Origin of the sequence: Methylocapsa sp. D3K7 (genome assembly GCF_029855125.1) — a bacterium.
GTDB lineage: Bacteria > Pseudomonadota > Alphaproteobacteria > Rhizobiales > Beijerinckiaceae > Methylocapsa.
The window spans coordinates 2235418-2253020 of record NZ_CP123229.1 but is presented as its reverse complement, the minus strand read 5'-3'; the positions used below and the strand labels follow the sequence as shown (position 1 = coordinate 2253020).

The window sequence follows — 17603 nt, the reverse complement described above, 5'->3', positions numbered from 1 at the left end:
GTGCCTCGCGAAGTCCGGTTGCAGTCTGGACAGAAGCGAACGCGGGCGGATATTGATTTGGTAGCGGAGGAGGGACTCGAACCCCCGACACGAGGATTATGATTCCTCTGCTCTAGCCAGCTGAGCTACTCCGCCCCGGCGGCGCGAAGGCCGCGCCGAGGCCCCTGCGATATGGCAGCCGATTGGGGGTGTCAAGCGCCTGACCGGCAGGCCAAAACCGTGGGATTTCGGCTAAGCCCGAAAAACCAGCCGGCCCCAGCAGTTACCGTAGAGGATCATCATGATCCGCGGCTTCGAGCGTCAGGGTCTTGATATCGCCAAGGATCGCCGCCGGGTCGAGCGATTGGTTCGAGTAAATCTCGCGGACCCAGCCCTGAGGGTCGATCAGGAAGACTTTCAAAAGATGGTTCAAAATCCGTTCGCCGCTGCCCGAGGCGTTCCGGTCAACGGAAATTTCCTCGCCCATGCTGCGGAGCACCGGGTTTAAAAACAGATAGGAATATGAGGTCAGGAAATGCCAGGGCACGACGGCAGCACCGGAGTCGTATGCCTTCGCAAAATTCTTGAGCATGCTTGGTGTGTCATGCGCCGGGTCCAAACTCAAAAAGACAAGCCTGACCCGGCCATAATGATCCGGCTGCGCGAGGATCGCCTTGCGTACGTGCTCGAACGCATCCCAGGCGAGCGGACAGCCGTTGGGATCGGCGCAGGTGCTGTAGAAAAACGAAAGTAGGGTGATCGCGCCTGTCGTATAGCGTGAGAGCACATGCGGAACATTATTTCCCTCAAGCACGATCGCAAACGGCACACGCTGAATATGATCGAGCCTGTAGCTTCCGGGCGCTGGTAGCGTTAGACCCGTGTCCGCCGCCGCGGCAAGCGCCGGGCTCGCCGCGATGAATCCTGTCGAAGCGGCGGCGATCGCGCAAAGTACACCAAGGGTACGGGCGCGCCGCTTCATCACTGTGATGCCAAGCGTCCCGGCACCTCCAGCGAAGCTTTGCTGGCCTGACCCGAAAATTTCATATGATGCGGGCGGCCGAGTTTATCCTTGAAGAAATCAACCTCGAATTTCAGCGCCAAATCCTTGCCGTCCCAGTCGTAAGCACGCAAAACTTGCTCGTTGTCATCGCCCTTTTTATCCCAGTTTTCCAACAGCGATGAGGTAATGTAAACACGTTTCCCATCCCAGCTCTGGGAAATCATATTGACCTGCTTGCCGGTGACTTTCTCATAGATTTGTTTTGGGTGTTCCGGGTCGGAAATGTCGAACAAATGGGTGGTGCCATCCATGAACGTATTCACCCACAAGCGCGTACCATCCGCCGATATGGAAATATCGACGGGCAGCGGAATTTTGGCGGGATCGCCGATTGTGCCCACTTCTTTTGCTTGCCATTGATCCTTGGCATCGTGATTGATGAGCCAGAGTTTCGAGGTGAGCGCCGAGGCGGTGATCGCCCAATCGTCGCCCTCTTTCAGCGACCAGCGAATTTCAAGCGGCGCGCCGGGGACGCTCAAAATCTTTTCTGGTTGCATGGATTTCAGATTCCACAACACCATCGTGTTGCCGAAATGCTTCATCGCCTCGGCATCCTTGATCAGCTTGCCGATGTCCATCATGTAATTGTTCCAGCCGGTGAAGCTTGATGTCAAAAACACGTTTTTCTTCGGGTTGATGGCGATGTCATAGCCATAGCCGTCGCCGCCATTGTCCGCTGGGATCGGATGGGCGGAGAGAAATTCGCCCTTGTTGCTGTAGACCGCTATGCCAGTGACCCCGTCGCGGGTCTTATCGTTCGACAAAGCGCCAATCACCATTCGGCCGGGAATCGCATAAAACGTATGCGGGCCGATATAGCCCGTCTTTCCGGTGAGATCGGTAATCGTCTTGACGAGTGCTGGATGCGAAGGGTCCGTTCCGACATCGAAGATGAAAATCTTGCAATCATCGAGGCGTCCGGCCCAAAGATATTTGCGGTCGTCGGTAAAGCCCATGTGATGCGCCTCGCCGCGACCGCCAACCGACACGCTATTGATCACCTTGCCATAGCTGCTCGACTTGGGATCGGCGCCGATCGTGACAAGCTTGTCGGATTCATCGCCGAGGCCTTTTTCTCCCAGCGTCCAGACATGCAGATAGGCCTCTTGGCCCTTGATGAGCGACGCCGTGTAGGGCGAAAGGCAGGTCTCATCGGCCCGTGAGGGCGGCGCCGCAATCCCGGCCGCCGTAGAAATGATTGCCGCTACGCATGCGAAGCCAACAAAACTTTTCATCATGTCCTCCCAACTTGTCGACGGGCGCAGGAACAATCCCAAATAGGGCGAGGCGCGAAAGAGGCAAATTGGTCGGGTCTTTGGAGCGCACGCTCCGGGAATGGGGAATCGCCGCCTCCAATATTATATTTAATCTATGGTAAAAGTTTCTTCATGGCTTGCGGCAAAGGATCGCCCCCAAGGCATCGATTTGCCGCCAAGTGTAATCGCCGTCGGCCTTGATCATTTGGGATTGCGGCTGAGGCAGCGTCCAGCGTTTCATGTCGATCCCTGGCGCGGGGGGTGCGCCAAGTTCGAGCGGCGCGATGATCCAAGCTGGCGCGTCGGGCCGCGCGCAAAGCCCGCGCACGCTGTCTTGCGACAATCGCGCCCTGTCGGCGCTCAAAGGCTCGCTCCAGGGTGCGAAGCCTTTTTGGTCGGCCAGCCGAATGTCCATCAGGAGTTGCATCCGGCGCCGCCACTCGGCGGCAAGCACGTCTGAAAAAATAATCGGGACGCCTTGCAGGGGAGAGGCCCATTGCGGCCGGCCGAGCACAAACCACGTCTCGGCTAGCCCATCGATCCACAGCACTTCACCGGGGCGCTGATCGAGAAACGTCGCGATGTCTGGCGGCGGGCGGCTTTCCTCCATCATGCGTTGGGCGGGCGTTCGATGATCCCAGAACACCAAGGCCGCGGTCAGCAAAATGGCAATGCCTGCACCCGTGAGAAACGGGTGAATGCGCGGCTTGGCGATGGCGAACCACACGGTCAGGACACAAAGCGGAAGGACAAGGAAACCCCGTATCAAGACGAGTTCAGGATTGCCATATCCCGTCGGCACGGTCATCGCGAAGTGCCAAAGATAGGCATAGAGACGGAGCTGCCATATCGCGCTCATGCCAAGAACAAAGATCCAAACAGTAGCGGCCCGCCTTGGCGTGACCAATGGTGCGAACCGCCCCGTGCGAAAATGCAGTAGTAGCGCCAGCATTGCGGCGGGACCCGCAACCGCGAACTGCGTTTCGAACGACCAGCAGAGCACCAGAAGCGCCAGCACGATGCGTGCGCTTGGACCCGCCCGCCACAAATCGACCGCGCAGATACCGAAGGCCATCGCCGCCGCAACGGCCATCAGCCAGGCCATGCGCCAGGGCTGCGCTTGAACGATCAGAAGCGAGGAAAACCAATCGCCGAACATCGCGGCCATCGCAATGCCGCCCAAACCCACCACGAGAATTGCCGCGAGAATCGTCCTGCGGCGTCCCTGCTGGGCATGGGCCGTAATGACAAGGCTTGTTGCTTGAACGATGAGCGGCGGAAAACTCTCCGCCGGCCAAAGGCTCGGAAACAAAAATGGGCTTCGTGATTCATGCAAGCTCTTCAACGAGGGATCGACCACGATGAACAGCCGGTCCAGCAGGGGCATCCCAAGCCAGCCGGCCCAGAGCGACAGCGCGCCACCGAGCGCGAAAAGCCAAAACCAGCGCTTATCTTCCCAACCAAGAACCGCAAGGACGGCCGCACATCCAGCGAGCGCCATGATCGGATGAAGAAGGGCCGCCGCCGCGATAAACATGAGCGCAATGCCAGCGCGGTTTGCCGCGAAGGCGGCGAGCCCGGCCAGCACCAAGGCCTCGGCGAAAGGGCGCGGGATGGCGATCAATTCGGCAAAACCCAGCGGGTAGGGCGCGCCATAAGCATTGGGCAAAAGAGCCGCGAAAATCACGGCAACCCAAACCGCCGTTCCGCTGGCAAATTGCCGGGCGAAGGCGCGGGCGGCAAAGAACCACGCCAACGCTGCCAGGATCGCCAGCGATTTCGCCGCCGCCGCAAGACCGAGGCACCACACCATTGCGTCCGCCACGATGCGGAACAGGCTGAAGCCGAATTGTCCGTCATGGACGAACATCAAATCGCGGCCAACCCCGTTTGGATCGAGATCGGCGAGCGCCCGGCCCATGTAAATATGGGCGTCCTGAATGATCCCGCGATAGGGACGACTCAGGACAAAGACAAGGAAAGCGATCAGCGCAACCGGCGAATACCGGACATGAACGCCCGCGATGCTCTCACGCCACTTTTTGCGGCACGAGTCTGGTACTGGCAAGGGCATCCTTCGCACCGGAAAAGCCAGCTTCCCCATATTCGGCGTCCTCGTTGACAGCCCACACATCGTAAAGCGGACGTCCCGCCAAAATATTCGCGGCGGTCAGCATGCCGGTCATCATCGCATGATCTTGATTGTTGTATTTGTGCATGCCGTTGCGGCCAACAAGATGAAGGGCCGGAAAGCGGCTCGCAAGCTCGAACCGGATCATCCGCACATTTTCAAGATAGGTCTCGTCATAAACGGGATAGGCCTTCTTTTGCCGGACGACACACGCATCGACGACCTCCTCGCTTGCCATCAAGCCGATCTGCGAAATCTCCTGCTTGGCAAGCGCGATCAGCTCGCAATCGGGCATCGCCCATAGCGCGTCATCCTCATGGCAAAAATATTCGAGCCCCAGACATGTTGAGGTTTCATCCGGAATCATCTCCGGCGACCACGAGCGGAAGTTTTGCACCCGGCCGGCCTTGACCTTTGGATCGTGAATGTAAATCCAATTGTCGGGCCAGGTGGGCGGTGTTTGACCGATCAGCACGACGGTCAGGAAATCCCGGTATTTCAGCTCCCGCGCATGCAGCAAAGTGAGCGGCGCCGGACTAAGCCCGGCAAGCAGTTCGGCAATAGGCGCCGAGGAGACGATGTTGCGGGCCTCTATAGCTTCGCGTGTGCCATCGCCGCTCACCGTGTCCACCGTCCAAATTTGCCGCTCGGCGTCGAAGCTCAGTTTTTCGAACTTTCGATCCATCAGAATGCGGCTGCCGAACCCGCGAATTTTGCTCGCGGCGGCCTCCCACATCATGCCCGGGCCCCGGCGCGGATAACGGAAGGATTCGATCAAACTTTTGACGCCGCCACCGCCATCGCCGCGCGGCTTCAACCGCAAGGAGCGCCGGAGGCCATCGGCGAGCGCCTTGAACAAATTGAGCCCCTTGATTCGCTGGGCTGCCCAATCCGCCGAGATGGCGTCGCAATCCATGCCCCACACCTTTTCGGTGTAGGTCATGAAAAAGATCGCATACAGCCGCTCGCCGAATTCATTGCGCATCCATTGATGGAATGTCTTGGGATCGCGGACCGGAAAGGCGCGGGCATAGGCATAGGAGGCAAGACAGGCCACGCTTTGCGCAAGGCCCAGATTGCGCAAGGCCTCGAACGCCCTCAAGGGATAGGCGTAGAATTTTCCTGCGTAATAGATGCGCGAGAGCCGCGGCCGCACGAGGAAATCATCCGGCAGGATCTCATCCCACAGCGCCACCACTTCGCGCGATTTTGAAAAGAACCGGTGTCCGCCGATATCGAAGAGGAAGCCTTTGTAGGAGACGGTCCGGCTGATGCCGCCGACATAGTGTTTGTCCTGCTCGATGACGACCACGCCATGTCCGGCCTTGGCGAGAGTATAGGCGGTGGTCAGCCCGGCCGGGCCAGCTCCAATGATCAAAGTATCGATCGTCTCCAACCTGCCCTCCGTGCTGAAATTTCAACACGGAAGAGACCAGTTTAAGTTTAAGTCCGGGCTATTTGAGTCAGTACAAGTCTATTCAACATCAATTTGCCGCAACAAAACGCAGATATATTTGGTATGCTTATGATTCATTTATTCTCGCGGGAGAAACCCGGTCAATCCGGTAAGGCGCTGTTAGTCGATCGGCACGGGCGAGGCATCGTTCTGAGCACCTATCCAGACAGACCTCTTGGCCCCGGCAGTCTGGAATACTGGGGGATATTGACGCCCCTCCGCTGTGCTGCTCGAAATTTCGCTTTAATTTGTCTTGAATAAAGCAACAATCCGGGAGCGAAACACCGGGCGCCGCGAGCGAGGTCTTCTTGGTACGTTTTGAGAATGTTGGCCTGCGCTACGGGATGGGGGCGGAAATCCTGAAGGATATCAGCTTCGTCATCGGGCCTCAGTCCTTTCAGTTCCTGACTGGCCCTTCTGGCGCCGGCAAGACGACGCTGTTGCGGCTGATCCTTTTGTCCTTGCGGCCGACGCGCGGCGCCATCGCCCTGTTTGGCACGGACGCCTTGGCCCTCGACAAAACCGCAATCACCGGATTGAGGCGGCGGATCGGCGTCGTGTTTCAGGATTTCCGGCTACTCGACCATCTGACGACCTATGAAAATGTCGCCCTGCCGCTGCGGGTGCGCGGCAAGGAGGAAGTGAGCTACCGGGCCGAGGTGACGGAGCTTTTGCAATGGGTCGGTCTTGGCGAGCGCATGCATATTTTGCCGCCGGTGCTATCGGGCGGCGAGAAGCAGCGCGCCGCGATCGCCCGCGCCCTGATCGTGCGGCCGGAGCTTCTGCTCGCCGACGAGCCAACAGGAAATGTCGATCCCAGTTTGGCGCGCAGACTCCTGCGGCTGTTCACCGAACTCCACAAATCGGGAACCTCCGTCGTGATCGCGACCCATGATCTTGCCTTGATGGATCAGTTCGACGGCGCCAGGCGGCTCGTGCTTGGCGACGGCCGCCTTCACATTTATGATTGAGGCTGGCGATGAGTTTTTTCCCGGAGGCAATCCGGCGAATGCAAGCAGCGGCGTGGAACGTGAGGCGTTCGGACAAGAGCGGCAACATGGGACGCCGAGGTGACATGGCGCTCGTGCCGGCGGCGTCCATCGCTGGCCGCGCGCTGGTGACCGTCGTCGCCATCATGACCTTTCTGGCCTCGCTCACCGCCGGGGCAGCGATGCTGATCAGCGATTCCTCGCGCGGCTGGCAAGACGAAGTCGCGCGCGAAATGACCATCCAAATCCGCCCGGCGCCTGGCCGCGATCTCGATGCCGACACAAACAAGGCCGTCGAACTCGCACGCAAGACGCCGGGGGTTGCCTCGGTCCGCGCCTACAGCAAGGCGGAAGCCGAGGAGTTGTTGCAGCCCTGGCTTGGCACCGGCCTCGATCTGTCCGAACTGCCGGTGCCGCGCCTTGTCATCGTCGGCCTCGACAAAGAGGAACGCCTGGATATCGCGGTCCTGCGCAAGAAACTGGCGGATTCGATTCCCGGATCGAGCATCGATGACCACAGAGTGTGGCTCAAGCGTCTCGCCATCATGGCAAGAAGCGTCGTCTTTATCGCGGCGGTGATCTTCGCGCTTGTCCTTGCCGCAATGATCCTGGCGGTGGGCTTTGCGACGCAAGGCACGATGGCGGGCAATCGCGAGATCATCGAGGTTTTGCATTTCGTTGGCGCTGAGGATGGTTATATTTCGCGTCAGTTCCAGCGGCATTTCTTCCGGCTAGGATTGCGCGGCGGTGCCATTGGCGGCGGCCTTGCAATTCTCACTTTCCTCGGCTCAGGGCTGATCGCCTCCTGGCTGCGAACATCCCCCGGCGGAGAGCAGCTGGAGGCGATGTTCGGCGATTTTTCGCTGGGCTGGAATATCTACGGCGCGATCGCGCTCATTGCGGCGGGTATCGCGATCGTCACCGGCTTCGTGTCCCGCGTCATCGTCTACCGGCATTTGCGGGGATTGAGTTGAAGCGTTTTACTTCGTTGGCCAAGGCATGATGGGAACGGTGCTGATGCTGTTGGCAGGCGAACCGTTCACCAGCCTCGAACTCACCGCGACATAAACCAGCGTGTTGTGCTTTTGGTCGAGCACGCGGTACACGCGGGTCGCCTTGAAGATGATGCTGGTTTTCTCGCTGAACACCTCCTCGTCATCCGTCAATTTCGACAGATCGACATTGATAGGGCCAACTTGCCGGCAGGCTATCGCGAAGTTGGAGGGATCTTCATTGAGACCAAGCGGCTGGCCCCATCCGCCGGTCCGGGCCTGGGAGATGTGGCAGGTCACACCCGCGACCCTTGGATCGTCAAAATCCGAGACGCAGACCTTATCGTTGGGCGAGAGCAAATTGAATGTCGTGCTGACGCAGGTCAGCTGGTCAGCAGCCGCCACAGCCGGGACCGCGATGGAGAGGAGTGCCGCTATACTAGCCAGTTTCAAAATCAATCTCCATTCTAGGGTGGCGAGTGCCACTCGATGACTTAGCCGTGAAGAAGGTCAACAGAACTTAGCCCTTCTCGCCAATGAGACATACGAAGCGAACTGCCTTGCTGGCCTTCGATCCACGTTTGAAATCAACCGTCTTGACCGGCACGTCCTCTACTTTTGTATCCGCCGCCGAGATCACAAGAGTTTAGGGATCAAAATAAATTTCGCGGATAGTCTTGGAGACGTAGCCGCAAGACTTGTCAAAACAATGAAAACAGATTTCACGTCCAACCCTCTCTGCCGGTAAGCGCCCTTAACTCGCGACAGAGGCTTTCGTTCCGCCTCCAAAGATGCCCTTAGCAGACGCAGCGGCAATCTCTTCACATGAGTGGGAGCGAATCTTTGGCTTTCCCGTCAGATAAGAAAAACCGCAGCATTTCGCGCGACGCATCAGGTCCATGCGGATCCGTGTAGGAGCCTTCCGGCCGTCCCCCAGACCAAGCATGCGCCAATCCCGTGATGGCCCAATGTTCCAGATGAATGGTGCCGCGCTCGTCCTTGATCACGGTTCGCGTGTATGCGCGGTTCCCCGAGCGGCCCAGCTGTGACTCTTGGGTCGAGTTGCGAAGGCTCGCACGTGCTTGCGCGACGATCAATTGGCCGTTCGAGGGAGAAACCGTATGATCGCTGTCGCCGTGAAAGACAATCGTCCTGACATTTGGCTGTGGATGCTTTTTCCGCGCTTTGCCTGATCCCGTGTGCAAGGGCATCGGCTGGCCTTGCATCGCCGCGAACGCCGAGGGCAGATCTCTGGCGAGCCCGTAAGGCAGCCCCGAGTGAACTCCGGCCGCCGCATAAAGCTCGGGATAGCTGATCGCCATGACGAGCGCCATGGCGCCTCCCGCCGAGAGACCGGCGACATAGACGCGCCGGGGGTCGATGCCATAATCGGAAATCATGGCCTGTGTAATGCCTGCGATGATCACGGGTTCCCCTTCACCGCGGTGCTGGTCCTTGAGATTGAACCAGTTCCAGCAGACGGAAGGATTGGCCGCCGCCGTCTGTCCCGGATAGGCGGCGATGAAACCGTGCTCTTCAGCAAGGATGTTCATGCCCGTCCCCAGCGCAAAATCGTCGGGATTCTGGGTGCAGCCGTGCAGCATCACGAGCAATGGGCGCTTGTCCCGGTGTGCGGCCGCCGGGACATAAACTTTGTAGTCCCGGGCACCTGCCGCGCAACTGAATGTCTTGCTTTCATAGCGCGCACCGGCGGGGACGGGCGGCGAAATCGCGGGTTTGCCGAACGGCTTGCCGGCGGGCGGCAGGCGATTGACCCGTTGCAAAGAAGTCAGCACTTCCCCCGGGGGTTTTGCGTGGTCTGGCGCTTGCGGGGGGCGTGCCGTTCCCGCATGCAAGGCCGCGGCTGGCTCGGGACGCCCACCAAGGTCACGATGTTTCTCCGGGAAATCCGCATCCCCCCGTTCGGCGGCAGGATGGCCCCGGTTCAGTCCTCCGAGGGCGTGCTGAATGACCCGTGTTGCCTCGATCACATGCTGGCTTTTCGCGAGTTTCGTGGCTTTGCGCATCGCCATGTTGAAAATGGTTTTCATGGGTCAGTTCCCTTGCTTGAAACGCTTTGCCCCGGTCTTCAGTGGATTCGATCCGCCAGCGCCGCTTTGACGGGATCGCTGGCCTGAAGCGCGCCCAGCACGGTGATCGACTCGATGGCTGCCAGCGCGAGGTCCGGTGTGACGTCGGCGGCGATCGTCACGAGGCCAATGACCTGGATGTTGAGCTTGCTGCCGCTGGCCTGGATGGTTTCCAGGTCCGTGCGGCTATAGAACCGCATGCCAAGCTCAAGGGTATGTCGAAGGATTGATTTTTTTACGACATCCGCGTGCGTTGCAATTTGGTTGCGGATCGCCGTCCGGATCAGGTCGGTCCGGTTGGAATAAAAACCCTCCTGGACGAGCAAATCGATATGGCCGAGGTCGATATAGCCAAGGTTGATCGTGATCTTCTCACTTTCAGTCGCTTTGTCGCGAAGCCGATGCACAGTTCCAGTCAAAGCAACCTCCATACACCATCCAGACAGATGGTATATGGATGGCCAGACCCGGAATGCAAGGGGTCGGTAGTGCGGGAAGCATGCGCCGGCACATAATAAGGACTGTTAGACCGGCACCCGTACAGTCGCCCGCAGGCCCCCGGACGGACTGTCGGCAAGCCCAATATCACCGCCGTGCGAGCGCGCGATATCGCGGGCGATCGCGAGCCCTAAACCGGTGCCGCCCTGATTCTGGTTGCGGGCACTGTCGAGACGGAAAAACGGCCGAAACACCTCTTCGCGCTGGCTGGCCGGAATGCCGGGCCCATCGTCATCGACATGAACCGTCAGAAACCGCTGATCGCGCGCCGACTCGATCGAAATATGTTTGGCATGGCTTTGCGCATTGCTGATGAGATTGGCAAGACAGCGCTTGAACGCATTGGGCCGCAACGTCACGACCGGATTGCCCGAAAACGCAATCTTGGTATCAAACCCCGCCCGCTCGGCGTCAAGGCGCAAATCCTCCAAAAACTCCTCGATATCGATTTCCTCCGCGCTTTCGCCGGCATCGCCCCGCGCAAAGGCAAGATAGGCCTCCAGCATGCGCTGCATTTCATCGACGTCCTTTTGCAGATCCCGCGTCTCCTCGGTCTGCCGCATCAAGGCCAGCGAAAGCTTGAACCGCATGAGGATGGTGCGCAGATCGTGGCTGACGCCGTTCAGCATGGTGGTGCGCTGCTCGAAGGCGCGCTCGATACGCCGCTTCATCTCGATGAAGGCATATCCCGCCTGGCGGACTTCGCGCGCCCCGCGTGGCGTGAAGTCAAGGTCGCGGCCCTTGCCAAAAGCCTCCGCCGCCCCGGCGAGTAGGAGAATCGGCTTGATCTGATTGCCGAGGAAGACAATCGCCACCACGATCAACACAAATGACGTGCCGATCATCCACAAAATGAAAATATAGGAATTCGAGGCATAGGCGGCGCTGCGCTCGGCGACGACTCGCAGGATCGAATCGTTCAGCGCAATTCTAATCTCGATGAAGTTCGACCGGCCCACCGTGTCGAGCCAGAACGGTTTGCCGATCTGGCGTTTGATCTCGTTCGACAAAGCCGCATCGATGATCGAAAAGAAAGGTCTTGGCAACGCCGGCGGCAGCGGCCCCTTGGGCAAAAACTCGATATCGATGTTCAACCGCTGCTGGGCGATCCGGGCCAGCAGGTCGTCGTTCTTGACGCCGGGATAGGCATGATGCAGATCGGCGATTGCCGCGATCTCATGCGTCAAGGCGGTGGAAAGACGCATGGTGATGCGCTGCCAATGACGTTCCATGAACACATAGGTGAGCACGCATTGGAGGATCACCATCGGCACGATGACAATGAGAAGCGCGCGCGCGTAAAGGCCCTTGGGAAGGAGCATCGAGAGCCTGCGCCAAAGCCCCCGCCACCAGGAGCGCGGCTGCGTGAAGGAAACGGGGAGGGAAAGGCTCAAACGCGCGTCCCCTGATGATTTAGCGATCGACCAGCAAGCGGTAGCCCGCGCCCCGCGCGGTTTGCAAATACAGCGGATTGGCGGGATCGCGCTCGATCTTGCGGCGCAGCCGGTTGACCTGCACATCGACGGTCCGCTCATTGGCGGCGCCGCCCGATCCCGCGAGAGCTTCCCGGGCGACGGTTTCGCCCGCGTGCTCCGCGAGAAGCCGCAGCATCTCGCGCTCGCGCTCGGTCAGGCGGATGATGTCGTCGCGCTGGCGCAGTTCGCCGCGGCCAAGATCGAAGCTGAAATCGCCGAACCGCACCGCCGCCGGCGGCCCCGCGATCGCGCGCGGCGGCGCCCGCCGCAAAATCGAGGCGATCCGCAAGCTGAGTTCGCGCGGCTCGCAAGGCTTGCCCAGATAATCATCGGCCCCCGTCTCGAGACCGCGCACCCGGTCATCCGGCTCGCTGCGAGCGGTCAGCATCAAAATGGGCACCCGCGCGAGATCGGGTCCGGCCGCCCGCAGCCGCGCCGCGAAAGCGAAACCATCCTCGCCCGGCATCATGACATCGAGGACGATCAGGTCGAACGACAGATTCTTGAGGCGCGCCATGGCGTCCTCGGCGTCGGCGGCGGCCGTGACGCGATAGCCTTCCTCGCTCAGCATCCGGGACAAAAGCGCGCGGATGCGGCGGTCGTCGTCGACGATCAGCAAATGCGCCGCGTCGTCGGCCGGCGCCGCCTGCGAGATATCCGATGATCCTGGGAGGGGCGGGTTCACCGGTCCGGCCCAGAGCATGGGGCGGCGGGACTGGCGCCGGTCATCGCGGCAACCTTGTCGCGCGCGTCCGCATCGACCATCGCCAGAAGAAATGCGATCGCCTGCGGCCGGGTCCCTTCCGGCAGTTTGGCGAAAACCGTGGCAAACCGTTTCGACTGCACATCGGCGACCTCGAAAGCGAGAGCCTCGCCGCGATGCGTCGGATAGAGCTGGCGCTGACGGCGGTCCGTGACCCCCCGGCGGGCTTCGACATAATCCTGATCCAGCAGTTCCTTGAGCACCCGGTTCAGACTCTGCTTGGTAATTTTCAAAATGTCCAAGAGTTCCGCGATGGTAAGGCCAGGCCGCCGGGAAACAAAATGCAAGACCCGATGATGCGCCCGGCCGAAGCCCAAGGCGGCGAGCAGATGATCGGCATCGCCGACGAAATCACGATAGGCGAAAAACATAAGTTCGATCAAATCATACATCGGCGCGCCATCCGCCGGAGGCGCAGCGCCGAAGGACCGTTGCGGCAGCTTTGCCGCGGTAGCCTCGCTTTGCGCCATCAGAACCATGCGAGCCGCCTTTACGTCAGCATTGTTGACATATTTCAGGTCGTTCCTTATACGTCAAGTCCACCTCCCCTGGCGATTTTTCGAGCCGGTCCTTATTTTTATTGTCGTCCCCTCGCTATATGAGCTTCATTATGACCGGCGCATGTTTCCGCGCAAGCCGAACCTAAGCCCTGGACTTGAAGCATGAACTTTAAGCCCCGGCACTTATAGCTCAGGAGTGTCCGATGTCCGTGTTGCCTTTTGACCAGCGCGACGGCTTTATCTGGATGAACGGCAACCTTGTCGCCTGGAAGGACGCCACGCTGCATGTTCTCTCGCATGGCCTTCATTATGCTTCCTGCGTCTTCGAGGGCGAGCGCGCCTATGGCGGGCGGATCTTCAAATCGACGGAACATTCGGAACGGTTCTTGACCTCGGCACAATTGCTCGATTTCGAAATTCCCTTTTCCGCGGCCGAATTGGACCGAGCAAAGCAGCTCGTCGTCGACAAAAACAATCTGCAAAATTGCTATGTCCGCCCGGTCGCCTGGCGCGGCAGCGAAATGATGGCGGTCGCGGCACAGAATTCGACGATCCATGTCGCCATCGCGGTCTGGGACTGGCCGAGCATGTTCGACGTCGAACAGAAAATGAAGGGCATTCGGCTCGATATCGCCGATTACCGGCGGCCCGATCCGCTGACCGCGCCCTGCCGGGCGAAGGCCGCCGGGCTCTATATGATCTGCACCATTTCAAAGCATCGGGCCGAGCGGCGCGGCTATGCCGATGCCATGATGCTCGATTGGCAGGGGCGGGTCGCCGAATGCACCGGCGCCAATATTTTCTTTACCGTGAACGGCGTCATCCACACGCCCATCGCCGATTGTTTTCTCGATGGCATCACCCGGCGCACCGTCATTGGTCTCGCCAAAAAGCGCGGCATCGAGGTGATCGAGCGCCGCATCATGCCCGGGGAACTGACCGGGTTTGAGGAATGTTTCATCTGCGGCACCGGCGCCGAAGTCACGCCAGTGTCTGAGGCCGGGCCGTATAAATTCACGCCCAGCGCCATCTCCCGCGCCATGATCGACGATTATACCGCCGAAGTGCGGCCGAAGCAGCAGGCGGCGTAGGCTGGGGAATAATCGCCAGCCTTGCGTTGCTTGTCAGCTGGCCCGTTACGCGGGCGTACAGGGGATCGTCTCCCCAGGGCAGCAGCGGTACTCTTGCGATTTGTCGAGCAGGTCGATCTTGCGCTTCAGCAAGTCGTTCTCCAACTCCTTCCGTTTAAGATCGAGTTCGATGTCTTTTTCGAGGTTCGGCTCGCAGACGGAGCATTCGTCGAGACAGCCCTTGACCAGGATACCGGGAGTTGGAAGCGAGGATTTTTGTGACTGAAACCCGAAGCTCTCCTGGGCTGTCGGAGAGATCTTTCCGTCGGGGCCGAGCAGTCCCGCCTCGGTCAGTTCCTTATCCACCTGCTTGAGGGCGAGGGCCCGCAGATTGATCTGAAGCAGCTCGCGGCCCGGAAAATTCACGCCTCCCGGACCTTGGACGAGCGCCACGCTTCCCGTCGCAGTGTTCATACTGTTGAAGCGGACCTTGGGATCGGTGGCGAGCAGGCCGAGCGATGTGCGGGAAACACCGTCGCTCGCGGTGATGGGGTTCAGTGCGACCTTGGTGAAATCATTGGCCGGATCGAGGATCACCCTGCGCTCGATCGCTTCGAGCTTGTAGTTCACCGTCTGCGTCTTGTTGATCTGATAGAAGAGGAACGTCACCGCGTGACATTTGTTCGGATTGGTGAATTCCCGTGACGAGGATTCGAAATGGTCTTCCGATTCCGTCTGCGTGTGGGTGCGGCTTTGAACCTCTCCGACCGATACGCTGGCGGCTTTACGCGTGCCCATCTCCGTGGCGTTATGGGAGGATTGTGCATGGCTGCTGTGCTCATTGAGATATGTGGACAGCGAGTTGGAATCGAAATTCCCGCTCATATTGGCTGACCCGCCAAGACCGAGAACGTCGACCCCCGCATCGCCGTGGCCATCGACATGGGCATGCGACTGGTTGCTGGAGTTTCCCGAATCGCGCGCGGAAGTGTCGAACAGGGAATCGCTCATCTGCTGCATGTAGAACGACTCTTCCGAACTTTGCGTGTTGCGGTAACTGACCCCGGAATCGCTGTCGAACGTAAATTTAGTCCGGCGGTCGGAAGTGAAGAGCTTCACCTTCTCGCCTGGCAGCAATGTCGTTGTGTAAAGAAGATTTCCGAGGGCAAGGGGGCCGGGGCACCTCGTAAGCCGGAAGTGCAGCTTCACTTCGACGGGTATCGTGACCTGGCTTACGTCCAGCAGCCGCACCGGGTAATTGAGACGGTAGTGAAAATCGAGAACGTCGCAGGCGTTGTCCGGGCTCATATCCGGGCAGCACGGAATTGCAGACATCGTTTTTGCGATCGCGGTCATGATGGGCTCCTCCTCAAGCCGTTTCTGTTGGCGCGGCTATCGTCGCGCGCCAGCAGTTTCAGCACAGCACTCGCGGCCGCGCGACCCCTGTTCAGGGGCCGCCGCCGGCGCTGATAGGCTCGATGGAGATGGAGGAGCCACGCGATGTTGCGACGCCTTGGCTCACAGAACCAGCAGGTTATTTTGGAGCGAAGAGGATGTCGTGGCGCGCGTTCGTTCGGGAACACATCAAGGAAATTATAGCGGCGACGAAGTACACTGGCGTCCCATGAAAAGGGGGCGCGCGATAACGAGGATTGTGGTTGTGTCTTGACATGTGGCAACTCACACTCGGCAGCCGTCGGGAATCTTGGATATGCCACGTTGGGAGGATCACATGGAAATCGACGCCAAACTGTCGAAGGACCTCACTGATCTCAAGAAGCAGCTCGAATCTATTTCCGGCCAGAAAATAGATGCAAGCCCAGAGCAGCTGTTTCCATTGTTTTTCCGCGTCAGCCTTTCGACCGCCGAAGACGGCACCGTGATGTCGCGGAGCATTTTCTTTCCCAGCAAGAGCTGCGTGCAAGCCAGCGGACTTCCGGCAAGCCTGCTCGATGTCAGCAGCCGCTCTTCAACCGGCGCCGATGGAACGCGGGTATTCCTTCTCAGTGATTTCATTTGCAGCACTATCAATTCTTTCGCGGAGCCGGTCAGCGTCGTGGTAACGCCGAATTCGGCGGCGCCGTGCTACGCGACCATGACACATGCGCTGGTCGCAAATCCGAGCTTTCCAGGTTCTTTCAGCGATTTGCAAATAACGGTGTTCACATGGAAACCAGATGGAGCCGCCGCGCCAAATGTTGGCTTCGATTGGCGTTGCCGGCTGCTTTCGTTCCAAATCATTTTATAAAGGCAGCCACCGCGAGCCGCGCTTTTCTCAGCTTCTTCGGGGATCGCCATCGTCGTGGAGATCACGCCAGTGGGGCGTTGCGGCGTTGCTAATGCCCCTTTTCGACCCCGGGCGCCACCGCGCAACGGACAAGCGCCTGGGGAAAATCCAAAATCATTCGCAACATTTTGATGACAATGCCCTAGTCAGGGGTGGCGCGCCGGTGCATAATCATCTCTTCCTCGTACAAGGAGAGATGATGGCTGAGCACTCCCCTGCTCCCGCGTGGCGCACGCCCCTCTGGATCGCCTTGCTGGTTCTGGCCAGTGTCGTCTTCAGCCTGGGCTTTGCTTGCGCTCTGCCGCTCGCTGCTTTCGCGGCACTCGCTGCCCTGACCCTCAGCCGCCGCGATGCGCTCCTGCTTGTCGGCGCGGTGTGGCTCACCAATCAAATCGCCGGCTTTACCGTTCTGCATTACCCCTTGGACCCAAGCACATTCGCCTGGGGGGCCGCGCTCGGCGCCGTTGCGCTGGTATCGACGCTTGCCGCGCAATGGGTCAAGGGCCGGGTTCCGCTGGCAGGCGGAGCCTTCGCCTTTTTGGCGGCCTTTGCCGTTTATGAAGGTTCGCTCGTCGCGATTTCGCTTGCCTTTGGGAGTGGCCTCTCGAATTTCACGCCGGCCATCGTGCGGCGGATTTTGGCGATCAATTTCGCCGCCTTCGCGGCGCTCTACCTGATCCATCGCATGGGCGTCTTCGCCGGTCTCGGTAAGCCCGCGGCACCACGGCCACAGGGGACCCCACGGGAACGCCAGGCCTGAGCTGGACCGAGAAATCTATTCGCCGTTTTTCATGCCATCCCGTGGCTCTGGGGGGCTTGGCGGCATCCGCAGTCCCCGGAGCTTGTCGAAACCGACCCGGATCAGCCGGTAAATGCCGTAGAAAAATGCAACTATAAATACGAAAAAGACGAAGTTTCGGAAAATCAAGATTGCCAGATGCGAAATATACGCCACAAAATTTACTATATTCCCCACGACCATTGCAAAAAAACCAGACATAAAATTGAATCCTCCCAGCTTATTGGACGCGCGGTTCCGCGCTGCGGTCCGGTT

At 59.4% G+C, this 17603-nt stretch carries 16 protein-coding genes and 1 tRNA gene; 5 read left to right on the top strand and 12 right to left on the bottom strand.

What is annotated here, in order from left to right:
* Positions 1-58: 58 nt before the first annotated feature.
* The 5 genes from QEV83_RS10290 to QEV83_RS10270 all read right to left on the bottom strand — a co-directional run bounded on the left by QEV83_RS10290 (position 59) and on the right by QEV83_RS10270 (position 5825).
* Positions 59-135 (bottom strand) — tRNA-Met (locus tag QEV83_RS10290).
* Between the two features lie 127 nt (positions 136-262).
* The gene (locus QEV83_RS10285) at positions 263-961 is read right to left on the bottom strand and encodes an SCO family protein (protein WP_280131019.1); all 699 of its coding nucleotides are present in this window, start codon (positions 959-961) and stop codon (positions 263-265) included.
* Positions 961-2280: a selenium-binding protein SBP56-related protein gene (locus QEV83_RS10280; RefSeq protein WP_348273215.1), complete on the bottom strand. Its 1320-nt coding sequence runs from the start codon at positions 2278-2280 to the stop codon at positions 961-963. Before QEV83_RS10280 ends, QEV83_RS10285 begins: the two co-directional genes overlap by 1 nt.
* A gap of 148 nt (positions 2281-2428) precedes the next feature.
* Positions 2429-4402 (bottom strand): hypothetical protein, encoded by a 1974-nt coding sequence (locus tag QEV83_RS10275; protein WP_280127663.1) that lies wholly within the window; start codon positions 4400-4402, stop codon positions 2429-2431.
* Positions 4329-5825, bottom strand: coding sequence for an NAD(P)/FAD-dependent oxidoreductase (locus QEV83_RS10270; protein WP_280127662.1), 1497 nt, complete (start codon positions 5823-5825; stop codon positions 4329-4331). Before QEV83_RS10270 ends, QEV83_RS10275 begins: the two co-directional genes overlap by 74 nt.
* A gap of 368 nt (positions 5826-6193) precedes the next feature.
* On the opposite strand from QEV83_RS10270, the gene ftsE reads away from it, so the two are divergent.
* Together ftsE and QEV83_RS10260 are read left to right on the top strand one after the other, a co-directional pair.
* The gene (gene ftsE, locus QEV83_RS10265) at positions 6194-6856 is read left to right on the top strand and encodes a cell division ATP-binding protein FtsE (protein WP_280127661.1); all 663 of its coding nucleotides are present in this window, start codon (positions 6194-6196) and stop codon (positions 6854-6856) included.
* Between the two features lie 86 nt (positions 6857-6942).
* Positions 6943-7848: an ABC transporter permease gene (locus QEV83_RS10260; protein ID WP_280127660.1), complete on the top strand. Its 906-nt coding sequence runs from the start codon at positions 6943-6945 to the stop codon at positions 7846-7848.
* A 6-nt stretch (positions 7849-7854) separates the two neighbouring features.
* Here the strand turns inward: QEV83_RS10260 and QEV83_RS10255 are convergent, their stop codons facing one another.
* From QEV83_RS10255 to QEV83_RS10230, 6 genes are all read right to left on the bottom strand, one after another.
* The gene (locus tag QEV83_RS10255) at positions 7855-8319 is read right to left on the bottom strand and encodes a CreA family protein (RefSeq protein ID WP_280127659.1); all 465 of its coding nucleotides are present in this window, start codon (positions 8317-8319) and stop codon (positions 7855-7857) included.
* A 368-nt stretch (positions 8320-8687) separates the two neighbouring features.
* Complete coding sequence (locus QEV83_RS10250; protein WP_280127658.1) at positions 8688-9917, bottom strand: PHB depolymerase family esterase; 1230 nt, start codon at positions 9915-9917, stop codon at positions 8688-8690.
* Between the two features lie 38 nt (positions 9918-9955).
* Entirely contained in the window at positions 9956-10387 is a 432-nt protein-coding gene (locus QEV83_RS10245) for a CopG family transcriptional regulator (protein WP_280127657.1), read from the bottom strand.
* Between the two features lie 93 nt (positions 10388-10480).
* Positions 10481-11848, bottom strand: a complete 1368-nt coding sequence (locus QEV83_RS10240; protein WP_280127656.1) for an ATP-binding protein — start codon at positions 11846-11848, stop codon at positions 10481-10483.
* Between the two features lie 19 nt (positions 11849-11867).
* Positions 11868-12632, bottom strand: coding sequence for a response regulator (locus tag QEV83_RS10235; protein ID WP_280127655.1), 765 nt, complete (start codon positions 12630-12632; stop codon positions 11868-11870).
* Positions 12611-13171, bottom strand: a complete 561-nt coding sequence (locus tag QEV83_RS10230; RefSeq protein WP_280127654.1) for a MarR family transcriptional regulator — start codon at positions 13169-13171, stop codon at positions 12611-12613. Before QEV83_RS10230 ends, QEV83_RS10235 begins: the two co-directional genes overlap by 22 nt.
* 224 nt (positions 13172-13395) lie before the next feature.
* Here QEV83_RS10230 and QEV83_RS10225 point away from each other — a divergent pair, with 224 nt between their 5' ends.
* Positions 13396-14283, top strand: a complete 888-nt coding sequence (locus tag QEV83_RS10225) for a branched-chain amino acid aminotransferase (protein ID WP_280127653.1) — start codon at positions 13396-13398, stop codon at positions 14281-14283.
* 45 nt (positions 14284-14328) lie between these two features.
* Here the strand turns inward: QEV83_RS10225 and QEV83_RS10220 are convergent, their stop codons facing one another.
* Complete coding sequence (locus QEV83_RS10220; protein WP_280127652.1) at positions 14329-15618, bottom strand: hypothetical protein; 1290 nt, start codon at positions 15616-15618, stop codon at positions 14329-14331.
* Between the two features lie 376 nt (positions 15619-15994).
* On the opposite strand from QEV83_RS10220, the gene QEV83_RS10215 reads away from it, so the two are divergent.
* Complete coding sequence (locus tag QEV83_RS10215) at positions 15995-16510, top strand: hypothetical protein (RefSeq protein WP_280127651.1); 516 nt, start codon at positions 15995-15997, stop codon at positions 16508-16510.
* Between the two features lie 238 nt (positions 16511-16748).
* Positions 16749-17309 (top strand): hypothetical protein, encoded by a 561-nt coding sequence (locus QEV83_RS10210; protein WP_280127650.1) that lies wholly within the window; start codon positions 16749-16751, stop codon positions 17307-17309.
* Positions 17310-17603 lie beyond the last annotated feature (294 nt).